Source organism: Anaerobacillus sp. QJM3NY_17 (assembly GCF_056173665.1).
In genome coordinates, this window is record NZ_CM149685.1 from 1,740,716 (window position 1) to 1,760,952 (window position 20,237).

Below are 20,237 nucleotides of genomic sequence, written 5' to 3' on the forward strand. Positions count from 1 at the left end.
AGGAGGCTTTTGCTTAGGAGATTTGTTTGAAAGGTGTTGTCGGCGGTACGATAGGTGGAAACTGCTCCTGTAAATAATTAAATATCACGTTCTCTACATGGATACCCTGTTGAACAAGCGCCTGGTTTCCAAACAAACAATTGAATTCAAGAAAGTAGTACTTTCCGTTTGCATACACAACGTCAAATCCTGCGTGGTTGATTCCGAGAGCTTTGGCTGTTCGATCAACGAGCTCGAGTGCTTCGTCAGGAATTTGGTGGAAAGACAGCTTTCCTCCCTGAGCGACGTTATTAAGGAATGACTCTCCTCCAACACGCCAATAGGCCGATACAACTGTATTACCTACATATACAACTCGGAGGTCTTTTTCTATTGGTAAATATTCTTGTACATAGAGAACGTCGTTACGCTCTGCATAAGTTAGAAATTCTTCTTCAGAACGGATAAGGAACACGCCATTTCCCATAGAACTGCGTACTTCCTTTGCAACGAAAGGGAAGGGGAATGTATTTAAAATACGTTCAATTGTGTCTTTAGAGCGACCTGCAATTTCGGTGTAAGGCATTAGATCTGGTGAAAGTGACCAGAAGGCTCTTGTCATTTCCACTTTATCAAATCCAAGTTGAATAGATTGGATGGATGGAAAGATTTTTTTATTTAGACCATAAACAAGAGAGTTCACTTGCCACTTTTCTGGAAATAATAGCACATCAGCTTTTCTAATTTCATCAATTTCTTTAAACATATGATCGGGTTTAACATAAGTAATACCTGACATGCCTAGCGTACGAAACGGATTGAACGTAATAAGTTTCACAGTTTTCTTTTTCTTCCTCTCTAAAATAACCATGCTAGCTTATTGTTGAACTCTCGATTATTAGCATTTTGGAGTGCGAATGAATTTGCTCGAAACGTTAAAAAAGGCATAGATACGCCAATAACGAAGGGATCCACAATCTAACATAGCTAATACGAAAACATATAAATCTAGAAAATTATAGAGCTTACACCAAAAAAAGTCAATAACCAAATCGTGGATATTCACTTTACTAATATAGTAGAGGACTGGTCAGAAGGTTCCATGAAGTGGTAAGATAAGTGTGGAGGTGTATGTATGATTGCTACTCTAGATAGTGTAATGATTTTAGACCAGGCCGAAGAGCTTGGATTTTTGATAAAAGATTCAGAAGTAGCTCATGAATATCATGAGGCAAAGAAGGAATTATCAAAGAATAGGGAAGCGCAGCGTTTGATTAAGCGTTTCACAGAAATGAAGGAACTTTATGATGAGGTTCAACGTTTCGGGCGTTATCATCCGGACTTTATGACGATTACTGTGAAAGTACGTGAAGCGAAGAGAGACATGGATCTTCACGAAGCGGTAGCGGCATTTAAGCAAGCGGAAACGGAGCTCGAAGGCCTTCTAGTAGAGGTTTGCTCTCTATTAGCTGGTGAAGTGTCTCCTTCAATCAAAGTTCCATCTGGAAATCCTTTCTTTGATAATCAATCATGTGGGGGAGGCTGTGGCTCAGGCGGCAGCTGTGGATGTGGATAACCAGAGCTTTTGCTCTGGTTTTTCAATTTCGGTAACGTATACAGTCAGGACATAAGTTTCCGCAGCAAAACATCTTTTCTTGTGGTACAAGAAAGCGGACTCGATAGACAAGAAGATTTCTTTCTTCTCGAACGAATGAATATTCCATTCTCAATTGCTTCCCTCTCATGCATTTTGCCGCCTCTAATTTAATCAAGGTTTCAATCTCAGCTTTTATGATATCCGAATTTACTGTAAGATAAAGAAAGGGAATACCTGTGATTGTTTTTTTTGAAACAGACTTTACGGTATTTGACGTGGCTAGTTGATTTAGAAATGGACTCCAAATTTCATCAAGGTTCATTGAAGAACATCCTTTCATAAACGCAGTCTACTGTTATCCTAACTGAATCATAATAAAATGACCATCACTCTGTTCATCGAACGAGTAGATTTCATAAGTAAAGGGGAAGCGCGTCATGTTTGTAGAACGAGTTGGCCTGGCAGTCTATATTCAGTCATTGAAGCATGCCAAGCAGTTAAGAAGGTTTGGAAATGTTCACTACGTTTCCTCAAAACAAAAGTATGTCGTGATTTATATTAATCTCGATCAATTGGAAACAACGAAAGAGCGCTTGAACTCTCTCCATTTTGTAAAGCGAGTGGAGCCTTCCAAACGTCCAGAAGTGCAGACGGAATATCAAAATGCAAAGCCAGATAAAGCAAAGCAATATGATTACAAGATGGGACTTTAAAAAGCCAATCCTAAAGGATGGCTTTTTTATTTTGGTTCATCACAGCGCGACCTTTCACATGGAAGAGTCAAAAACCAAGCAACGGGACATAAGCCTTAAGAAATCTCTGTTGTTCATCCAGCGCTTTATGGAAAACCTCTTCTTTACCGTACCCTTATCCTATTGAAGAAAATCTAGCTTTAATGGTTGATTATTTCGAAGTCCGAAGGATATAATGGTCGGATTAAAGGAAGTGACAAAATGGATAATTGGAAACGTAATGTCTGGATTTTGTTTGCTAGTCAATTTTTAGTTCTTGGTGCTATGACTATGATTATGCCGTTTCTACCTTTGTACGTTCAGGAACTTGGTGTAGAAGGAGAAAGTCAAATTAGTCTTTGGTCAGGTGTTATTTTTGGTGCGAATTTTTTAACTGCCTTTTTATTTTCACCATTCTGGGGACGTATGGCAGATCGACATGGACGGAAGCTTATGCTACTTCGTTCAGGCTTCGGTATGGCTATCGTGATTATTTTAACCGGATTTGCCACAGGTCCCTGGTCTTTACTTGGCTTACGTTTGTTAAATGGAGTTGTTTCAGGATTTATACCTGCCGCTATTGCACTAGTAGCGACAAACACACCGAAGGAACACGTCGGATACGCGCTCGGAACTTTAAATTCTGGAGCTGTAGCTGGTGCTATTTGTGGTCCGTTATTTGGTGGATTAATGGCTGAAACGCTAGGATTTCGAATGATCTTTAATATTACGGGTGTTGTGATTTTACTGGCGGCATTCGTTGTGTTGTTTCTTGTTAAAGAAGAGACAAAACCAGAACCATCAGCCAAAAAGGAAAAAAGCAATGCGATTAAAGATTTCAAGAAAGTAACTGTTCATTCACCAATGTTATCGTTAATGTTAGTAGGTTTTCTCGTGCAGTTCGCGCTTCTTGGAATGAATCCACTTATTCCACTCTTTGTACAACAGCTTACTTCAGGAGGAAATGTGGCTTTATTTGCAGGGATCGCTGCTTCTGTTATGGGTATTGCCAATATGTTAGCTTCTCCTAAACTCGGAAAAGTGGGAGATCGAAAGGGTTCACACCATGTTCTTTATTATTCATTAATAGGAGCGGCGATTTTCTCTATTCCGCAGGCGTTTGTTCAGGAGCTGTGGCAATTAATAGCTCTGCGCTTTTTGTTAGGGTTGTGTATTGGAGGATTGCTGCCTTCCGTAAATTCACTAGTGAAAACACTGTCACCTGCCGGAATGGAAAGTAGAACGTATAGCTTTTCTAATAGTGCCGTCTATTTGGGTAATTTACTTGGACCAGTAACTGGCGGAGCGATTGTAGCGGTTGTTGGGACAAGAGGTCTCTTTTTATTTGCAGGTATTATATTATTGATAAGTGTAGCCTATGTGAAAAGAAGAGTACTTCCAATTCTTGATCGGAAACGAGCGGTATATGAATCCAAAGAAATAACATCTTAACGTACAAAAGCAGGGGTCATTGGCCCCTGCTTTTGTTAATGAAATTATTGAAGTGGGGGAATCAGGTTATTTAAACGAAGAATACCGATGATGTAATTAAAGTATAGATCCTTCTCATTAAACTCACTTGAAGGCTTAATTTCCATTGGTATGATCGAAACGTCCAATTCCTTGCTTAAGTCTTCGAAGAGCTTTAAACGTTGCACAGAAGGCTCTTTAGAAGGGATTCCTTCTAAAGATATGTACAATGGCTGAAGGTTACCTTCTCCGGCCGGTTTTAAAACGACGACAGGCGATACGACTTGGCGGTCATTTTTGAGTGTTTTTAGTAATAACAAACGGTGAACACGATGGGAATTAGTTCTTGCAAGTTCAACTAATTCATAAATATCAGAATAGCCTTCTCCTAGTTCAATAAAGCGTTGAATCATAATGTTGTTCTCCTTTCAGTCACTTCAGAAATCCATTCATAATGTAGCATGAATTCATTATGATGGAAAGGATAAAGCGTTTGCATTAGAATGATAAGAAAGGAGGTTAACTCTATGGTCTCGATTCTGCTTCTAGTTAGTTTAGTAGGGGGATTGCTCTATTTATACTGGAAAGGACGAAATGCTAAAGAGGAAACCATCGATAAAAAATTGATTCAAGGGCTTATTATTGCGGATATTTTAGCAGCTCTAGTTTTACACGGTGTTATTACAGCTGCAGAGGCTGAAATGCTTTCTAATCAATCACTATCTGACGTTGAAGATTATTTGTTTAGTCACACTAGCATTAATGAAGGAACTTTTGGAGATTGGATTCAGCATGATTGGGATGGCATTCAGGCGATCGACATGCCACTTGATTTAGATCCTGGATAAGAAAGATCTTTCTTCTTAATTGATCGAGCAAAAGAGATTAAATATTACTTCATAAAAAAACCCGCAGGAAATCCTGCGGGTGCCTTAAGCTGTGAAGCCAAGGCAAATGGGAGAGGAGAAACCGGAGGAAGAACTTATGGGGAAACGTAAGTCTTTCTCCGCGGTTGGCAGCACCATTTCGTATGAACGATGCTACTACGTTTAGTATCACCATCACCTTTTCGTTTATACATTGATTTTAGCTTTCCCTTTTTTTGTGGTAGGATAAGTAGGAATATGGAAAGGATAAGGTTGTGAGAGAGATGCGTATTATTGCAGGAGATTGTAAAGGAAGGCATATTAAACCTGTTCCAGGAACCTCTACAAGACCAACGACAGATAAAGTAAGAGAGTCGATTTTTAATATGATTGGCCCTTTTTTTGATGGCGGAATGGCGCTTGATTTATATGGAGGCAGTGGGGCGCTAGGAATTGAAGCGTTAAGCCGTGGGATTGAGAAATGTGTGTTTGTTGATCGCGAGAATAAAGCGATTGAAACGATCAAGTGGAACCTAGAACAAACGAAGTTTACGGAATCCGCGGAAGTTTTTCGAAATGATTCAAAGCGAGCGTTAAAAGCGCTTCAAAAACGAGAAGTAGCTTTTTCACTTGTTCTTTTGGATCCTCCTTATCATAAAGAGCAAATTCTTCACGATCTTGAAAAGTTGACAGCGTATGATTTGTTAGAGGAAAATGCAACAATCGTTGTCGAGCACAAGAAAGAAGTGACATTACCAGAAGAATTTGCGGGTTTACGGATGATTCGTGAGGAAACGTATAGTGGTAAAACGACGATTTCAATTTATACATATGAACAGTCGGGTGTTGAGAAGGAGGAATAGTCATGGGAAAAATTGCAGTGTGTCCAGGCAGTTTTGACCCGGTGACATTTGGTCATCTGGATATTATTAAACGAGGCGCAAGAGTTTTTGACAACATTAAGATTGTTGTTCTAAATAATCAAAGCAAATCAACGCTGTTCTCAGTCGAAGAACGGGTCGAGCTATTGAAAGAAGCGACGAAAGACATTCCAAATGTAACAGTAGATTCGCATAACGGGCTATTAATTGAATATGCGAAACGCGTAGGAGCATCAACGATTTTACGCGGGCTGCGTGCCGTTTCAGATTTTGAATATGAAATGAAAATTGCTTCAATCAATCGCAAGCTTGAAGATGAAATTGAAACTTTCTTTATGATGACAAACAATCAATATTCATTCTTAAGCTCAAGTATAGTGAAAGAGATAGCAAAATACCACGCCCCTGTATCAGACCTTGTTCCTGAGATTGTTGAAAATGCCCTGAGAGAAAAGTATGGAGAATCCCCGTTAGGCTAACGGGGGTCTTTTTTCTACTTAAACCCCTTTCGCTTCGTTTGGTTAAATTGCTGTGTGAATGACACGATGAACGTTAGTAGGAAGAATAGTGTAATCCAGGGACCTGTTTGCTCAAGAAATGAGTAAACTGATTCAATAATGGACGGTGTATCTTCTCGATTCAAAACAGGAAGCGATCCATTTCCTGAAGATAAGTAGTTTAAATAGAGTGGTTTCCAGATGACGAGCGTTAGGAAAGCCGCAAAGAAGCCATGAAGTAATCTGGCGAAAAAAAAGGGCTTAAATCGAATATCGGTATCTGCCAAAATACTTGCAACCTGTGCTTGTACGGAAAGACCGTTAAAAGCAAGAATGAAGCTCGTAATCATAGCCTGCGCAACTAAAGTAGCTGAACTTTCACTTGCGAGCTGGCTACCTAGTGTGATTTCAAACATTCCGGAAAGCAGAGGAACATCAAGCTCTGGTGGAAGCTGAAGGAGAATCAGGATAGACCTAAGTGCTCCAGCAAGTAATGGTGCAAGACCAATGACGGAAAGCAGTTCATTTAATACTGAGAATAGAATGATAAACCCACCAACCATTAATAATGTTTTGATAGAAGAATGAACAGCGTCACCCATCATTTTACCGAATGGACGCTTGTCATTCATTCGTGTGTCATGAAGTGCAGAGAAAGCTAAACTAAGTCTCGACTGATGTGATCGTATGGTAACAGTTGGATGGTGATCTTCCGGGTGATGAAAACGCATGACTAGTCCAACCATGATATTCCCGCCATAGTGAGCTGCAGCAAGAATAACGCCAAGTGCAGGATTATGGAAAAATCCAACCCCAACTGCAGCAAAGATAAAGAGCGGATTCGAACAGTTCGTAAATGAAACGAGCCGCTCGCCTTCGATGGCTGTAATGTCATTGTTTTGGCGAAGGTGTGCTGTGTATTTCGCTCCTGCAGGAAATCCTGAGGCAACTCCCATAGCAAAAACAAAGGCACCTGATCCTGGTACACGAAATAGTGGTCGCATCAAAGGTTCTAATAGAATCCCTATAAATCGCACAACCCCAATACCAATCAACAGTTCAGAAATAATAAAAAAGGGTAATAAAGAGGGGAATACAATATTCCACCACATTGATAATCCACTTTTGGAGGCTTCTAGAGTGTGTTCTGGAAATAAAATAACGGCGAGAGCAACGATCGTAACTGACGTTGCAAGCAATAATGTTTTCACTACTTGAACGTTCACAAGTACATTCCTCCCACTATTTGATCGTCTTAAGTTAATTCAATTATTCATCAAACCTGTCCGATAATTAAAATATACGTATGTGAGGCACAATTAGACCATATGATTAAGCAGGTATAGACAGGGAGGCGTTCTCAATGAACCGTCCTAAAATCGGATTAGCTCTCGGTTCCGGAGGAGCGAGGGGATTCGCTCATTTAGGGGTGCTAAAAGTACTTATTCAAGAAAAAATACCAATTGATTACATTGCAGGAAGCAGCATGGGCTCTTTAGTAGGGGCAATTTATGGATCGGGACACGATGTCAATACAATGGAGAAAATGGCATCGCTTTTTCGACGAAAATATTATTTGGATTTCACCGTACCAAAGATGGGGTTTATTGCCGGTAATAAAGTGAAGAGTTTAATTGAAACACTAACGCAGGGAAAGCAAATTGAGGATATGCATCCTCCACTTGCGATTGTGGCGACGGATATTATTAAAGGAGAGAAAGTAGTCTTTCGTTCTGGTCCTGTTGCACAGGCTGTTAGAGCCAGCATCGCTATTCCGGGAATTCTTGTCCCTGAAAAAATAGGTGATAGGCTTCTTGTTGATGGTGGTGTGATTGATCGTGTTCCCGTATCTGTAGCAAGAGAAATGGGGGCAGATCTTGTGATTGCTGTTGATGTTTCAAACGTAAAGAAAGAGCCTGATGTTACATCAATTATTGACGTGATTATGCAAAGTATTGATATTATGCAAAATGAAATGGTAAGGCTTCATGAAATTAATGCAGATGTCATGATTAAACCTGGCTTAGAATCATTTCAATCAAGAGCATTTACGAATGTGATGGATATTATTAAAATTGGAGAGGAAGAAGCCTACCGCCACCTTGATCAAATTCATCAGGCGGTGAAGGTGTGGAAGGAGAAAAATAAATGAACCGAGGCACAAAGAGATTCACCTATGTGTGGGCGATTATCATTGTATTGGTTGCTGCCGTTACATTCATTGATCTCCCATATTATGTAACGACACCGGGAGAAGCAAGAGTGTTAGATGAAGTAATCAATGTTGAAGGTGGCTCACAAGATGGTGGAGAGTTTATGCTCACGACTGTCCGAGTCGGAGAAGCAAACTTAGTTCAATATATATGGGCGCAATTTAATGAGTATCATGAATTGATCGCAGAAGACTTAATTAAGCGTGAAGGTGAATCGGACGATGAGTATCACCAAAGACAGCTTGATGTGATGGCTAATTCACAAACGAGTGCCACAATCGTTGCTTATGAAGCCGCAAAGAAAGAGATAAAAGTCACGAAAAATGGTGTCCTAGTAACGGGTATAATAGAAGGCATGCCGGCAGATGGGAAATTAGAACTGGGTGATTTGATTGTTGAGGTTGAAGGGAAAAGGATTGAGGAAACGGAACAGCTGCTTGATGAACTAGGGTCCTATGAGGAGTCAGATACGGTTAATATGACGATCAAAAGAGGCGATCAAGAAAAGCAGATAGAGCTAGGTTTCTCGAAATTCCCTGAAGCATATGGAACAGAAGATGATAAAGTTGGCGTTGGTATCACTGGTCCAGTAACAGCAACGTCAATTGAAACAGATCCCTCTATTAATATCAATACAGATGAAATTGGCGGACCATCAGCCGGGCTAATGTTCACGTTAGAAATTTACAATCAGTTAACCAAAGAAGATTGGACAAAAGGGTACGACATTGCCGGAACAGGTACGATTAATGAAAGTGGAGAGGTTGGACCTATCGGCGGGATTAAACAAAAAATCGTGGCAGCTGATGGATCTGGAGCTGAAATATTCTTCGCCCCAGTGGCTCACTCCAACTACGATGATGCTATGGAAGCGGCAGAAGATATCGATACAGATATGAAAATTGTCCCAGTCGAAACATTCCAGGATGCTATTGACTACCTAAAGCAATTAGACGTGAAGTAAAACGTGAGCGTTGGATACTTATAAAAATCACCCTGCCATAATAGCAGGGTGATTTTTTAATCGATCATAATTGGGACGGATTGATGCTCTTTCTGTAGAAACGCTTCTTGATGGAAACCTGAATAGCCGAGCGCATAAACTTGACTAGCGCGTCTCTCAACTGTAAGAAAAGGATGATCAAACTGGTTGATGTTCGATACAAGAGGAACGGGAAGAGAGTTTTTCTTTTCATTAAGGAATGATCTTCCAGCTTTCGTCATACCAAGAATTCGAACGTAAGGAGCATCCTTGTTCTCCAAAGCAGGCAACATATCATTTTTACTTGTTTGTGTTAGAATATGGAGCGCTAAGCGTTGGATTCTTGTCCATGTATACCGTTTCGTTTTCACGAGTTCCATGAAGGATTGAAACGTTTGGGCTTGCTTCGCCATTGTAGCTAGACGATTCTCAAGTCCTTCCTCCGCTTCATAAATGGAGGAAAGGTGAACATTACTAGAAGTAAGCAGCTTATAGCGAAGCAAATGATAAAGGTTATGCCATCCCTGAAAAGAATCATATGTCCGTTGGTAGTTTGTTAATTCAGAATAAGTTGGTTCTGGCACGTAAGCCTGAATTTGATCAAGAGAACTGCCTTTAAATAATTCTCGTCGAATGCCAGTCGCACTTGCTATTCTTTTATCAACGAAGTCTTGATCATGGTAGCCTGCCTTTGTACGAAGTAACGTTAATGGTTCGATGAGGGCATTCTGTGCCTGTATGGCTTTCACATAATGGTAGCCTAATATATTGTTGGGCTGTGATAGGTCAAGAACGTGAGCGTGTCCTTCAAGGCTTTCAAAAGCTAGTGAAGAAGCTTTCGGATAGCTGTTACCTTGTCCCATATAATATTTAATGCGTTCGTTGTAGTCTTTCTCGTGCATTTCGATAAACGATGCAGTCTCTTGAAACTCTTCGATGTCTCCAGATTCACTTCCGAAACAAACGTAATCGACTCCGAGTGAATTTAAGATTGAGATAGCACCCTTCGCAAAAATTTCCGCTTTTTGGGTAGCATATACGTAAGGTAATTCTACTACAAGATCAATTCCGTTTTTTAAGGCCATTTGTGTTCGTGTCCATTTATCAACGAGTGCTGGTTCTCCTCGCTGAAGAAAAGATCCGCTCATGACTGCAACGATTACATCAGCGTTGGCCGCTTTTTTTGTTTCGTTTAAATGATGCAAATGTCCATTGTGAAAAGGGTTATATTCCACAATAACTCCAGCAGATGTCATTCGGCTGCTCCTCTCTGTCCGTTGTATAAGGGACGTACATTTTTATTAGTTGAATTCAAGGTTTTTCCTCTGGTATGATAAACATTATACCAAGATTAACGATGAAACAACTGGTGTAAAGAAAAAATATTGACATTTACGTATTTTGTAGCTATAATACTTTTGTTGCCTTGAGGTGATATACAGATGAAATGGTCAATTGAACAATTGAAGTCCTTTAAACTAAAAGGCCTTACAATTGACGAAGAAGTAAATGTAGAGGAACTGAAGGAACGTAATCCAGATATTCGTGAGATTACACCAGTTCATGTTACCGGAGAAACATCGTTTCATGGTAATAAGGTTACCTTTCATCTTACAGTGAAAGGCAAAATGGTTCTTCCATGTGCCAATACACTAGAGGATGTTGATTTTCCGTTCGTAATTCGCCCAATGGAGACATTTGTGCTTGAAGCAAACACAAGTGGCGTTGATTTTGAGGTGGAAGATGAAGAAATTCATCAAGTTTCGGGAAATACGGTTGACTTAGTTCCGTATATTAAGGAAAATATACTTTTGGAGATTCCGATTCGAGTTGTGAAATACAGCTCTGAATCTGATGAAATGCCAAAAAAATCCGGAAATGGATGGGAAGTCATTACGAAAGAACAACCGAAAGAAAAGGTTGATCCTCGTATGGCCGGTTTAGCTGATTTTTTCAACAAGGAAAATGAAGATAACTAAGCCTTACTTCCGTAAGATCAGTTAACTTTTTAAGGAGGTGGAAACAATGGCAGTACCAGCTAGAAGAACTTCTAAAACGCGTAAAAATAAGCGTCGTACTCATTATAAATTAGAAGTACCAGGAATGGTAAAATGCCCTAATTGCGGCGAATTCAAACTTTCTCACCGTGTTTGTAAAGAGTGTGGAAATTACAAAGGTGAAAACGTAGTAAGCAAGTAATCTTGCGAAGCAGAGAGAGAAATCTCTCTGCTTTTTTTTACGCTTTAATTATTCGATTATTTAAAAATATTTAACTACGAATAGTAAAAAGAATGAGCGCTCAATAATTTGAACTATATAAGGTGGGATGATGGATGACGAGTGTGAGAGTGGAGAGTCGTAACGAAGCAGCAATTCTTACGATTAATCGCCCTGAGCAAAGAAATGCGATTAATTACGAGGTGATGGATCAATTAATGGAAGCAATTGATAAGGCTGAATCAGATCCAAATGTAAAATACCTCGTTGTAACCGGAAGCGCAGATAAGGTATTTTGTAGCGGCGGGGATGTAAGGGCTTTCAAGGAACTTTGCACTGAAGAGCAGGCGTATACGATGCTTCGGAAAATGGGTGATGTGCTAGACCGCTTGTTTTTCTGCAAGAAACCAACTGTGGCTCTATTGAATGGCCATGCTGTTGGAGGTGGGCTTGAACTTGCTATTGCGTGTGACTTTCGGATAGCGAAAAAGAATATTCAAGTAGGTTTCATCCAGGGATCGATCGGGCTAACGACAGGCTGGGGCGGATCGACGTATGCTCTAACAAGAATGAATCATGGGGAAGCGATGAAAATGCTCATGAGTGCTGATCGCTATTCTGACCAAGAAGCCCTTGCAAATGGATGTCTTACATATGTAACCACACACCCTTCTTTTCAAGACGATGCTTATCAATACATAGAAAATCTGTTTAAGCGTTCTCCTTTGATTCTCTCTACTTACAAGTCTTATTGGTTAGCTAGTCTAGATCAAAATCTGATTCGAGATAGAGTTGAGAAAGAAATAAGAAGCTGTGCGATTCTATGGGCGACCGAAGAGCACCATCAAGCTGTGGCAACATTCTTGAATAAAAGTGGTAGTCGTTAACTCCGTAGTATCCTATGCCTTAAAGTTAACACAATTAGCTATCATAGCTCTTTTTATAGACGTTTTAGCGATTAAATTAATCTGAAATTGACCAAATAGATAAGAAAATAGATTCTTTCATGAATAGAAGAGTCTACTACCTCTAGTAAATGCATAAGATGACTGTAAAACGGTTATTGGGGGGATTGCGCTTGGTACCAATTCGCCAGGATGCATGGTCAAAAGACGAAGATGTGTTGTTAGCCGAAGTCGTTTTACGTCATATAAGAGAATTCAGCACACAACTAGCTGCATTTGAGGAAGTAGGGAGAACACTTTCTCGAACGCCGGCTGCGTGCGGTTTCCGATGGAATTCCTTGATTCGAAAACAGTACGAAGCAGCGATAACTTTAGCGAAGAAACAGCGTAAGGAACAGAAAAAGAACCAATCGCAGTCGAAACGTGAATCGGTAGAAGAGGATCGAAGCATTGATTTAATTGACGAAGCGATCAGTTTATTAATCACATCCAAAACGCACCTTGCCGAATCAAATCAACATGAAGCTTCGTTACAAGAAGCTATGGCCGAAAACCTGCAACTCAAACAGCATCTTCATCAACTAGAGAAAGAATATATGTCAGTACAGGAAGATTACCAATCTTTATTAGAGATCATGGAAAAAGCGAGAAAAATGGTTATTTTCCAAGAAGAAGATCAAGGGAATTTACGATTTCAGATGGATGCAAATGGGAATTTAGAGAAAATAAAGAAATAGGAGCAGCCCTGGCTGCTCCTATTTCTTTATTATTCTTGTTCGGAAACGCCTTCTGGGTACCAAACATACGGATTTTCGCCTCGATCACGATCAGGTTGATACGTAACGGCTTCAAACCCCATTTTCTCCCAAAATTCACCTGAACCTTGTCTCGCATTTGTTTTCACTGGAACATTAAATGTTTTTGCGAAATTAACAAGAGTCGAACCATAATCTCGATTATGATACTGCGGAAGCACTTCAAGCTTCCAAAGTTCCAGGTAATCCTGTGGTGGATCGAAGTAACGATCATACTTTCCATCGATTCGATAAAGGCTCATTCTAGCTACTAGTTTGTCAGCGTAGTAGATACCATAGAATGGCGATTCACTATCGTTTTCGATGATATTATCCTGAAGATCCTCCATCATGGAAAGTTCCTGAATGCCGAACTCTTTAAATTTCTTAAACTCCTCAAGAGTTTTGTAATTGATTACAAGTGGACGAACTGTTAAGTCTACCATAGCGGCCCCCTCCGTCAAATGTGCTTATTTAATCTCTAAGATGAATAGAAGTATAAACTCCTTCTCATTTATATTATAACCGAAAACACGAAACTTTTCCTCATTTCAAAAAACAAAGTATAAAAGGAATAATTTGAATATTTATTGAAACGTGAAGCGGAATTAATGATATGATAAATGTAAGGGTTTTCAAAAACCTGGTTCATGATTGTAATGAGAGGGGCGATAGTTTGAAAAAAATCCTAATTGCAAACCGTGGCGAAATTGCTGAACGAATCATTCGAACATGCAGCAGACTAGGAATAGAGACGGTTGCTGTTTATTCTAGCGCTGACAAAGATCTTCCATACGTAAACCAAGCAACAACGGCTCATCACATTGGAGATCCACCAGCAGCTAAATCCTACTTAAATCAGGATGAAATTCTTCGAATCGCGCAAGAAGAGAAGGTGGATGCTGTCCATCCCGGATATGGCTTCTTGTCTGAGAACGCCTCTTTTGTAAGAAAGATTGAAGAGAGAGGGATAACCTTTATCGGACCATCTGCTGATGTGGTTGAGGCAATGGGTGATAAAATCACCGCGAGAAAAACAATGCAAGAAGCAGGGGTACCGGTCGTTCCGGGCAGTGGTGAAATTGAGGATGTGACAGAAGCGATCGCATTTGCAAATGAAATCAACTATCCGATCATGTTAAAAGCAGCTGCAGGCGGAGGCGGGATTGGCATGCAGCGCTGTGAAAATGATCAAGAGCTAGAAAAAGCATTCGTATCAAGTCAGAACCGTGCTAAAGCCTATTTTGGCAATGGAGCGATGTTCGTCGAAAAATTCATTGACGATGCGCGCCATATCGAAGTGCAAATTGTGGGAGATGACAATAACAATATCGTTCATCTGTTTGAAAGAGATTGCTCGATACAGAGGCGTAATCAGAAGGTGCTTGAAGAAACGCCATCACCTTTTTTGTCTGAAAAGACTCGTGTTCAAATAGGTGAAGCCGCTTTATTAGCTGCTAAGCATGTTCATTATACAAATGCTGGGACAGTAGAATTTGTGATGGATCAGAATGAAAACTTTTATTTTCTAGAAATGAACACCAGGTTACAAGTAGAGCATCCGATCACGGAAGAAACTGTTGGAGTAGATTTAGTTGAATGGCAGCTCCTTGTTGCAAAAGGTAAAGACTTACCTTTGAAGCAAGAAGATATTGTGCCAACTGGTCATAGTATTGAATTTAGGCTATATGCAGAAGACCCAACATCGTTCATGCCATCACCTGGCAAAATTGAAACGCTAAAGTTTCCTGAAATAGAAGGGGTTCGGATTGATGCAGGCTACGAAAGTGGTTCAAGCGTTTCCCCGTTCTATGATCCGATGATTGCCAAAATTATTGTGTCAGGCGCTACTCGTAAAGAAGCGATCGACAAAGGAGAGGCTTTCTTTAAGGATTTCTCATTAACTGGGATCAAGCATAATGGTCCGTTGTTTACCCAATTACTAGGTGAGCGTCATTTTCAAGAGGGGAACTATTCGACGTCTTATTTAGCTCGTCATCTTATTAAAAAATAATCAATGAGAAAAGGAATGATGAAAATGCAAGAAATAAAAGCATCAATGGCTGGAACGGTATTAAACGTAATGGTAGGAGAAGGAGATTCAATTACAGCAGGTCAGGAGCTTGTGATGCTTGAATCGATGAAGATGGAAATTCCGATTGAAGGTGTAGAGGAAGGAACGGTCACAGAGGTGAAAGTAAGCGTTGGTGATTTTGTTAACGAAGGTGATGTTCTCGTTACCGTTAAGTAAGGAAGCTAGCTGAACGAGCGCTCGATCTAATCATAAACAAAGGAGGATTCAAAATGAATCATCTTGAAGAACTTTTAGCCACTAAAGCTACAGAAGTAGAAGGTGGTGGATCTGACAAATACCATCAAAAGCTAAAGGAATCGAATAAGCTTTTTGTGCGTGACCGACTTAAGCTTCTATTTGATAACGGTGAATATACGGAAGATGGTAAATTCGCGAACTATCATGCGAAAGATCTTCCTGCAGATGGAGTTGTCACCGCGATTGGCAAAGTGAATGGAGAAAAGGTTTGTGTGATGGCCAATGATTCTACAGTTAAGGCAGGATCTTGGGGTGCGAGAACGGTTGAGAAGATTATTCGCATTCAAGAAACAGCAATGACCTTGAAAGTACCTCTCTTGTATTTGGTCGATTCAGCCGGAGCTAGAATTACAGATCAGCTTGAAATGTTTCCAAATCGACGTGGGGCTGGAAGGATTTTTCATAATCAAGTGAAAATGTCTGGAATGGTACCACAAGTTTGCTTGCTGTTTGGACCTTCAGCTGCCGGCGGCGCATACATACCAGCTTTCTGTGATATTGTCATTATGGTCGATAAAAACGCGTCAATGTATCTTGGTTCACCTAGGATGGCTGAAAAAGTAATAGGGGAAAAAGTAACGTTAGAACAAATGGGTGGTGCACGAATGCACTGCAGTACAAGCGGGTGCGGTGACGTTCTTGCTGCAAACGAGGAGGAAGCGATTGAACTTGGAAGGAACTACCTTAGTTATTTTCCGGGGAATTTCCATAAGCGCACACCTCATCTAGAAGGTAAGCTACCTTCGCTTGAAAAGTCAATCAGTGATATCGTACCTGAAAATCAAAATGCGCCGTTTAACATGTATGACTTAATTGAGGCACTCGTGGATAGTGAAAGCTTTTTTGAAATGAAGAAGCTCTTTGCCCCAGAGTTGATTACTGGTTTTGCTAGAATAGATGGACGAGTAGTTGGATTGATTGCCAATCAACCAAAGGTTAAAGGCGGCGTTCTTTTCGTTGATTCTGCAGATAAGGGTGCGAAATTTATTCAGCTCTGCGATGCCTATCATATTCCTCTCGTGTTTCTTGCGGACGTTCCTGGATTTATGATTGGAACGAAAGTTGAAAGTGCTGGGATTATTCGCCACGGCGCTAAATTGATTGCGGCAATGAGCTCGGCTACGGTACCAAAGATCTCGGTAGTCGTGAGGAAAGCTTATGGAGCGGGGTTGTATGCGATGGCAGGCCCTGCATTTGAACCTGATTGCTGCATAGCTCTTCCGACTGCACAAATTGCCGTAATGGGACCTGAAGCTGCAGTCAATGCTGTTTATGCTAATAAGATAAATGCGATTGAGGATCCTAAGGAACGTATGGAATACGTCAAAGAGAAGCATCAGGAGTATAAAGAACACATTGATATTTACAAACTTGCTTCTGAATTGATTGTGGATGACATAGTTCCCGGAAGTGAGCTGCGTGAAGTTTTAGTGGATCGATTAAGCTACTATGAATCAAAAGAAGTGGCGGCGCCAGATAAGAAACACCCTGTTTATCCTGTATAAAAGTCGTAAAATCCCTTAACTTAACTGTTAAGGGATTTTTTACTCATCATTGACGAGAACCTGTGCTAAACTTTAAGAAGAATATCATGTGTTAGACAAGAGGGTGACGTGAAAGTTGAATATTACGGTTATCGGAGCTGGATCAATCGGTTTACTGTTAGCATCAAAGTTTGCGATGGAAGAGCACGTCGTTACAGTCGTATGTCATCGAAATGAACAAGCTGATCTGCTCAATCGAGGGATTATATATAAACAAGGAGAAAATATACGCGTAGCGCATGTTCGATCCACGCATCTTCTGGCGGGGGGCGAAACGGATTTACTCGTTGTTGCAGTTAAATCTAATCAAGTTCCCTCTGTTATAAAGATGATTCAAAAGGTATACCGGGATAACCATTTACCTGATATCCTTTTTGTACAAAACGGCATGGGGCACCTTTCTCATTTATCATTACTACAGCATAATATTCTAGTTGGAGTTATTGAGCATGGCGCAAAGAAGGTAGATGAGAGAACGGTCGAACACACAGGAAGCGGCGTTATAAGAGTGAGTGCATTTAGTGGCCTGCCTAATCCGCTTGCAAACCTCTCAACCAGGGATTTTCCGATTTATTATGAAAGTGACTGGTACCAGATGCTTGCAAAAAAACTTATTGTGAACTGTGCGATTAATCCTCTCAGCGGAATTTATCACGTAACAAATGGAGAGCTGCTCCAAAATCCAAGGTTTTATAGTGTGATGCGAGAATTAGTTAAGGAGACCTGTCGCGTACTTCAATTAGAGTATGAAGATGCTTGGAATGATACACAGCTTATATGCAGGCGAACGAGCTCGAATACGTCATCTATGCTTGCAGACTTAAAGGCGGGAAGAGTGACAGAGATCGATGCGATCACAGGCTTTATTCTTAAAGAAGCTGAATTAAATGGCCAATACGTTCCTTATTCTAGGTTTGTCTACGACAGTGTGAAGGGTCTTGAGATGTTAAATAGATAGAGAAAGGAGTCTCATGAAATGGAAAACCTCTTATCATGGATTGTAGCAACGGCCGTAACGATTCCGCTGCTTGCCTGGTACCTGGTCTATATTATTACGGTAAAAACGACGCGGAAGAAAAAGTTCTCCTTTCGTCTTGCGGTAGATGTTTCAACGATCTTTTTTATCTTAAGCGTTCACTTTATTCTCGTTGAATTACTTGGTCAATCATTTCTTTGGGTCATTTTACTAATGATTATTGGGGCGGCTGGTGCATTTACCGTGCTTCATTGGAAAATGAAAGATGATGTCGAGATTCACAAAGTGATAAAAGGTGCGTGGCGTTTTAATTTTCTATTGTTTTCTACAGGGTATATTGTTTTAGTGCTTATTGGGTTAGTTCACCGAATTCTATCGGTCTAACTTATAAGCTTTTTTTTTGGTAGCAATGAGGAAGTTTGATATACTAACAAAGGATTAAATAGGCGGAGTTCCGCATTTGTGTCAAGAAAGGAAGAAATATAAATGAAACTCAAAGAAACATTCCTTCCAGGATCAAATGTCATTGCGACAGATTACATTGCTGAGAAAAAAGGAATCTCAGCTTTTTTTGACTATACATATCAGCATGATTCCTCATATGAAAAGCGATACGAAGAGTTAATGGAACGTCATCAAGATCGTGCGAATTTAACGGAACACTTGATGGAGTTTAATGAGCAATTTGAAGCAGAAGGACCGGCGCTTGCAAATATCGAGCGTTTACAACAGCCAGAAGCGGTAACTGTTGTTGCAGGGCAACAGGCTGGGGTGTTAACTGGTCCCCTTTATACGATCAATAAAGCGATATCGGTCATTAAATTAGCAGCAGAGAAAGAACGAAAGCTAGGTGTACCTGTTATACCTATCTTTTGGGTAGCTGGAGAAGATCATGATTATCATGAAGTCAATCATATTTATTCGTATGATGAAGGGCGAGAGCGCAAAGAGGCAGTGCCTCAAAAGCAAATGACAAAGCAGGCATTGTCTGATATATCGCTTGATCATGATGCGATTAACTCTTGGACGCGTGACATGCTCAAACGATTTGGCGAAACCTCTTATACGAAACAGATTCAAGGGTTTCTAGAACGTGTAACTGAGAAATCTAATACGTACGTTGATCATTTTTGTTACATCATGACAAAGCTTTTTTCAAAGCATGGACTTGTGCTCGTAGATTCAGGTAACCGAGATTTTCGCCGTCTACAGACTGACGCGTTTAAACAAATGATTCATCAAAATGAAACAATCAATGAAGGTGTTTTAACCCAGGCGGCTCATCTTCGTGAAGAGAATTATCCAATTGGTGTCGATCTTGATGACCTACAAGCAAATTTATTCGTAAAGGTAAACGGCGAACGGATATTACTAGAACGAATAAACGGAAGATTTGAGGGGAAAACCGCTTCCGTTTCCTACTCAAAAGAAGAGCTGCTTGAATTAGCGGAACATCAGCCGGAAGATTTAAGTAACAATGTTGTGACGCGACCGATCATGCAAGATTTAATGTTTCCTGTGCTAGGTTTTGTGGCTGGACCAGGTGAACTTGCTTACTGGGCTTTACTGAAGCCAGCCTTTCATACTTTCGGAATAAAAATGCCTGTCATCGTGCCGCGACTGACATTTACGTTTGTAGAGCGACATATTCAAAAGTATGTCGATGATCTCTCTTTATCAGATGATGAAATCCTAAAGTCAGGGATTGATCACTCGAAAGAATCCTACGTGCGTCATTTAGATGATGTAGGGATCGGGGCTGCATTTAAAGATGCTAAGTTGAAAGTGGACGACATTCATCAAAATCTTCGCGAATTAACAGAATCCGTTGATCATGGACTTAATCGCTTTGCTGAAAAAAATGGCCAATTTCTTCAAAGACAGCTTGATCTTCTTCAGCAAAAACTTTATCAATCACTCGAGTATCAGCATGAAAATACGCTGGATAAATTCGATGAAGTAGGCTTTGCGTTAAAACCTAACGGGGCGCCTCAAGAGCGGAAGTGGAACGCAGTCTATTATTTAAATTGGCATGGTTTGGATTTTGTGGATCAAGTGATGGAACTTGAGCTTCCGTTTAATGATAAGCATAAGGTGATTTATCTTTAAGGGATAGAAGGAAAGCTGCCGGAGGATTCTGGCAGCTTTTTTGATTTGGCCAATATAACCTCTGTATGGCATGATTTCAAGCGGGTGACAGGCACCCGCGGAATGGCGAGTACCCTTTTTGTTTGAAAACCAAATATTTTTAAA

General features: G+C 40.4%; 24 protein-coding genes. 18 read left to right on the forward strand and 6 right to left on the reverse strand.

Features of this window, described 5'->3' with window-relative positions; translation table 11 throughout:
* Positions 1–13 precede the first annotated feature (13 nt).
* Positions 14–817 carry an ATP-grasp domain-containing protein gene (locus AC0VYV_RS09350; RefSeq protein ID WP_430247098.1) on the reverse strand — a complete coding sequence of 268 codons (804 nt, stop codon included), beginning with the start codon at positions 815–817 and terminating at the stop codon, positions 14–16.
* 297 nt (positions 818–1,114) lie between these two features.
* Here AC0VYV_RS09350 and AC0VYV_RS09355 point away from each other — a divergent pair, with 297 nt between their 5' ends.
* Positions 1,115–1,555: a YlbF/YmcA family competence regulator gene (locus tag AC0VYV_RS09355; RefSeq protein ID WP_194221313.1), complete on the forward strand. Its 441-nt coding sequence runs from the start codon at positions 1,115–1,117 to the stop codon at positions 1,553–1,555.
* 22 nt (positions 1,556–1,577) lie between these two features.
* Here AC0VYV_RS09355 and AC0VYV_RS09360 read toward each other — a convergent pair whose 3' ends face one another.
* Entirely contained in the window at positions 1,578–1,898 is a 321-nt protein-coding gene (locus tag AC0VYV_RS09360; RefSeq protein ID WP_194221314.1) for a hypothetical protein, read from the reverse strand.
* Between the two features lie 115 nt (positions 1,899–2,013).
* Between AC0VYV_RS09360 and AC0VYV_RS09365 the strand changes: the two genes are divergently transcribed.
* On the forward strand, positions 2,014–2,289 hold the full coding sequence (locus tag AC0VYV_RS09365) for a YlbG family protein (RefSeq protein ID WP_098443273.1): 276 nt from the start codon (positions 2,014–2,016) through the stop codon (positions 2,287–2,289).
* A gap of 240 nt (positions 2,290–2,529) precedes the next feature.
* Positions 2,530–3,759, forward strand: a complete 1,230-nt coding sequence (locus tag AC0VYV_RS09370) for an MFS transporter (RefSeq protein WP_430247099.1) — start codon at positions 2,530–2,532, stop codon at positions 3,757–3,759.
* Between the two features lie 44 nt (positions 3,760–3,803).
* Here AC0VYV_RS09370 and AC0VYV_RS09375 read toward each other — a convergent pair whose 3' ends face one another.
* Positions 3,804–4,190, reverse strand: a complete 387-nt coding sequence (locus AC0VYV_RS09375) for a DUF7147 family protein (RefSeq protein ID WP_283152286.1) — start codon at positions 4,188–4,190, stop codon at positions 3,804–3,806.
* Positions 4,191–4,304: 114 nt separating this feature from the next.
* Here AC0VYV_RS09375 and AC0VYV_RS09380 point away from each other — a divergent pair, with 114 nt between their 5' ends.
* From AC0VYV_RS09380 to coaD, 3 genes are all read left to right on the forward strand, one after another.
* A complete protein-coding gene (locus AC0VYV_RS09380) occupies positions 4,305–4,625 on the forward strand; it encodes a hypothetical protein (protein WP_430247101.1) in 321 nt (106 codons plus the stop codon).
* 293 nt (positions 4,626–4,918) lie between these two features.
* On the forward strand, positions 4,919–5,506 hold the full coding sequence (rsmD, locus tag AC0VYV_RS09385; RefSeq protein WP_276511842.1) for a 16S rRNA (guanine(966)-N(2))-methyltransferase RsmD: 588 nt from the start codon (positions 4,919–4,921) through the stop codon (positions 5,504–5,506).
* A gap of 2 nt (positions 5,507–5,508) precedes the next feature.
* Entirely contained in the window at positions 5,509–6,003 is a 495-nt protein-coding gene (coaD, locus tag AC0VYV_RS09390; RefSeq protein WP_194221319.1) for a pantetheine-phosphate adenylyltransferase, read from the forward strand.
* Between the two features lie 14 nt (positions 6,004–6,017).
* On the opposite strand, the gene ylbJ is transcribed toward coaD, so the two are convergent.
* Positions 6,018–7,247 carry a sporulation integral membrane protein YlbJ gene (gene ylbJ / locus AC0VYV_RS09395; protein WP_430247102.1) on the reverse strand — a complete coding sequence of 410 codons (1,230 nt, stop codon included), beginning with the start codon at positions 7,245–7,247 and terminating at the stop codon, positions 6,018–6,020.
* A gap of 137 nt (positions 7,248–7,384) precedes the next feature.
* Here ylbJ and AC0VYV_RS09400 point away from each other — a divergent pair, with 137 nt between their 5' ends.
* Positions 7,385–8,173, forward strand: coding sequence for a patatin-like phospholipase family protein (locus tag AC0VYV_RS09400; RefSeq protein WP_475374777.1), 789 nt, complete (start codon positions 7,385–7,387; stop codon positions 8,171–8,173).
* Positions 8,170–9,198, forward strand: a complete 1,029-nt coding sequence (locus AC0VYV_RS09405) for a SepM family pheromone-processing serine protease (RefSeq protein ID WP_303531176.1) — start codon at positions 8,170–8,172, stop codon at positions 9,196–9,198. Before AC0VYV_RS09400 ends, AC0VYV_RS09405 begins: the two co-directional genes overlap by 4 nt.
* A 56-nt stretch (positions 9,199–9,254) precedes the next feature.
* On the opposite strand, the gene AC0VYV_RS09410 is transcribed toward AC0VYV_RS09405, so the two are convergent.
* On the reverse strand, positions 9,255–10,472 hold the full coding sequence (locus AC0VYV_RS09410) for a nucleotidyltransferase (protein ID WP_475374778.1): 1,218 nt from the start codon (positions 10,470–10,472) through the stop codon (positions 9,255–9,257).
* A gap of 186 nt (positions 10,473–10,658) precedes the next feature.
* On the opposite strand from AC0VYV_RS09410, the gene AC0VYV_RS09415 reads away from it, so the two are divergent.
* The 4 genes from AC0VYV_RS09415 (at position 10,659) to AC0VYV_RS09430 (ending at position 13,075) form a co-directional block, all read left to right on the forward strand.
* Positions 10,659–11,195, forward strand: coding sequence for a YceD family protein (locus AC0VYV_RS09415; protein ID WP_194221324.1), 537 nt, complete (start codon positions 10,659–10,661; stop codon positions 11,193–11,195).
* A 46-nt stretch (positions 11,196–11,241) separates the two neighbouring features.
* Positions 11,242–11,415 carry a 50S ribosomal protein L32 gene (gene rpmF, locus AC0VYV_RS09420; RefSeq protein WP_048309912.1) on the forward strand — a complete coding sequence of 58 codons (174 nt, stop codon included), beginning with the start codon at positions 11,242–11,244 and terminating at the stop codon, positions 11,413–11,415.
* Between the two features lie 134 nt (positions 11,416–11,549).
* Positions 11,550–12,320, forward strand: a complete 771-nt coding sequence (locus AC0VYV_RS09425) for an enoyl-CoA hydratase/isomerase family protein (protein WP_475373705.1) — start codon at positions 11,550–11,552, stop codon at positions 12,318–12,320.
* 191 nt (positions 12,321–12,511) lie between these two features.
* Positions 12,512–13,075 (forward strand): RsfA family transcriptional regulator, encoded by a 564-nt coding sequence (locus AC0VYV_RS09430; protein WP_475367236.1) that lies wholly within the window; start codon positions 12,512–12,514, stop codon positions 13,073–13,075.
* Positions 13,076–13,104: 29 nt separating this feature from the next.
* On the opposite strand, the gene AC0VYV_RS09435 is transcribed toward AC0VYV_RS09430, so the two are convergent.
* The gene (locus AC0VYV_RS09435; RefSeq protein ID WP_194221327.1) at positions 13,105–13,578 is read right to left on the reverse strand and encodes an N-acetyltransferase; all 474 of its coding nucleotides are present in this window, start codon (positions 13,576–13,578) and stop codon (positions 13,105–13,107) included.
* A 230-nt stretch (positions 13,579–13,808) separates the two neighbouring features.
* Here AC0VYV_RS09435 and AC0VYV_RS09440 point away from each other — a divergent pair, with 230 nt between their 5' ends.
* The 6 genes from AC0VYV_RS09440 (at position 13,809) to bshC (ending at position 20,093) form a co-directional block, all read left to right on the forward strand.
* Complete coding sequence (locus AC0VYV_RS09440) at positions 13,809–15,146, forward strand: acetyl-CoA carboxylase biotin carboxylase subunit (RefSeq protein WP_475373706.1); 1,338 nt, start codon at positions 13,809–13,811, stop codon at positions 15,144–15,146.
* A gap of 24 nt (positions 15,147–15,170) precedes the next feature.
* Positions 15,171–15,383 (forward strand): biotin/lipoyl-binding carrier protein, encoded by a 213-nt coding sequence (locus tag AC0VYV_RS09445; protein WP_194221329.1) that lies wholly within the window; start codon positions 15,171–15,173, stop codon positions 15,381–15,383.
* A 53-nt stretch (positions 15,384–15,436) separates the two neighbouring features.
* Positions 15,437–16,969 carry an acyl-CoA carboxylase subunit beta gene (locus AC0VYV_RS09450; RefSeq protein WP_475373707.1) on the forward strand — a complete coding sequence of 511 codons (1,533 nt, stop codon included), beginning with the start codon at positions 15,437–15,439 and terminating at the stop codon, positions 16,967–16,969.
* A 115-nt stretch (positions 16,970–17,084) separates the two neighbouring features.
* A complete protein-coding gene (locus tag AC0VYV_RS09455) occupies positions 17,085–17,966 on the forward strand; it encodes a 2-dehydropantoate 2-reductase (RefSeq protein WP_475373708.1) in 882 nt (293 codons plus the stop codon).
* Between the two features lie 18 nt (positions 17,967–17,984).
* Positions 17,985–18,368, forward strand: a complete 384-nt coding sequence (locus AC0VYV_RS09460; RefSeq protein WP_194221332.1) for a DUF3397 domain-containing protein — start codon at positions 17,985–17,987, stop codon at positions 18,366–18,368.
* Positions 18,369–18,470: 102 nt separating this feature from the next.
* Complete coding sequence (gene bshC / locus AC0VYV_RS09465) at positions 18,471–20,093, forward strand: bacillithiol biosynthesis cysteine-adding enzyme BshC (protein ID WP_475368898.1); 1,623 nt, start codon at positions 18,471–18,473, stop codon at positions 20,091–20,093.
* The last annotated feature ends 144 nt before the right edge of the window (positions 20,094–20,237 follow it).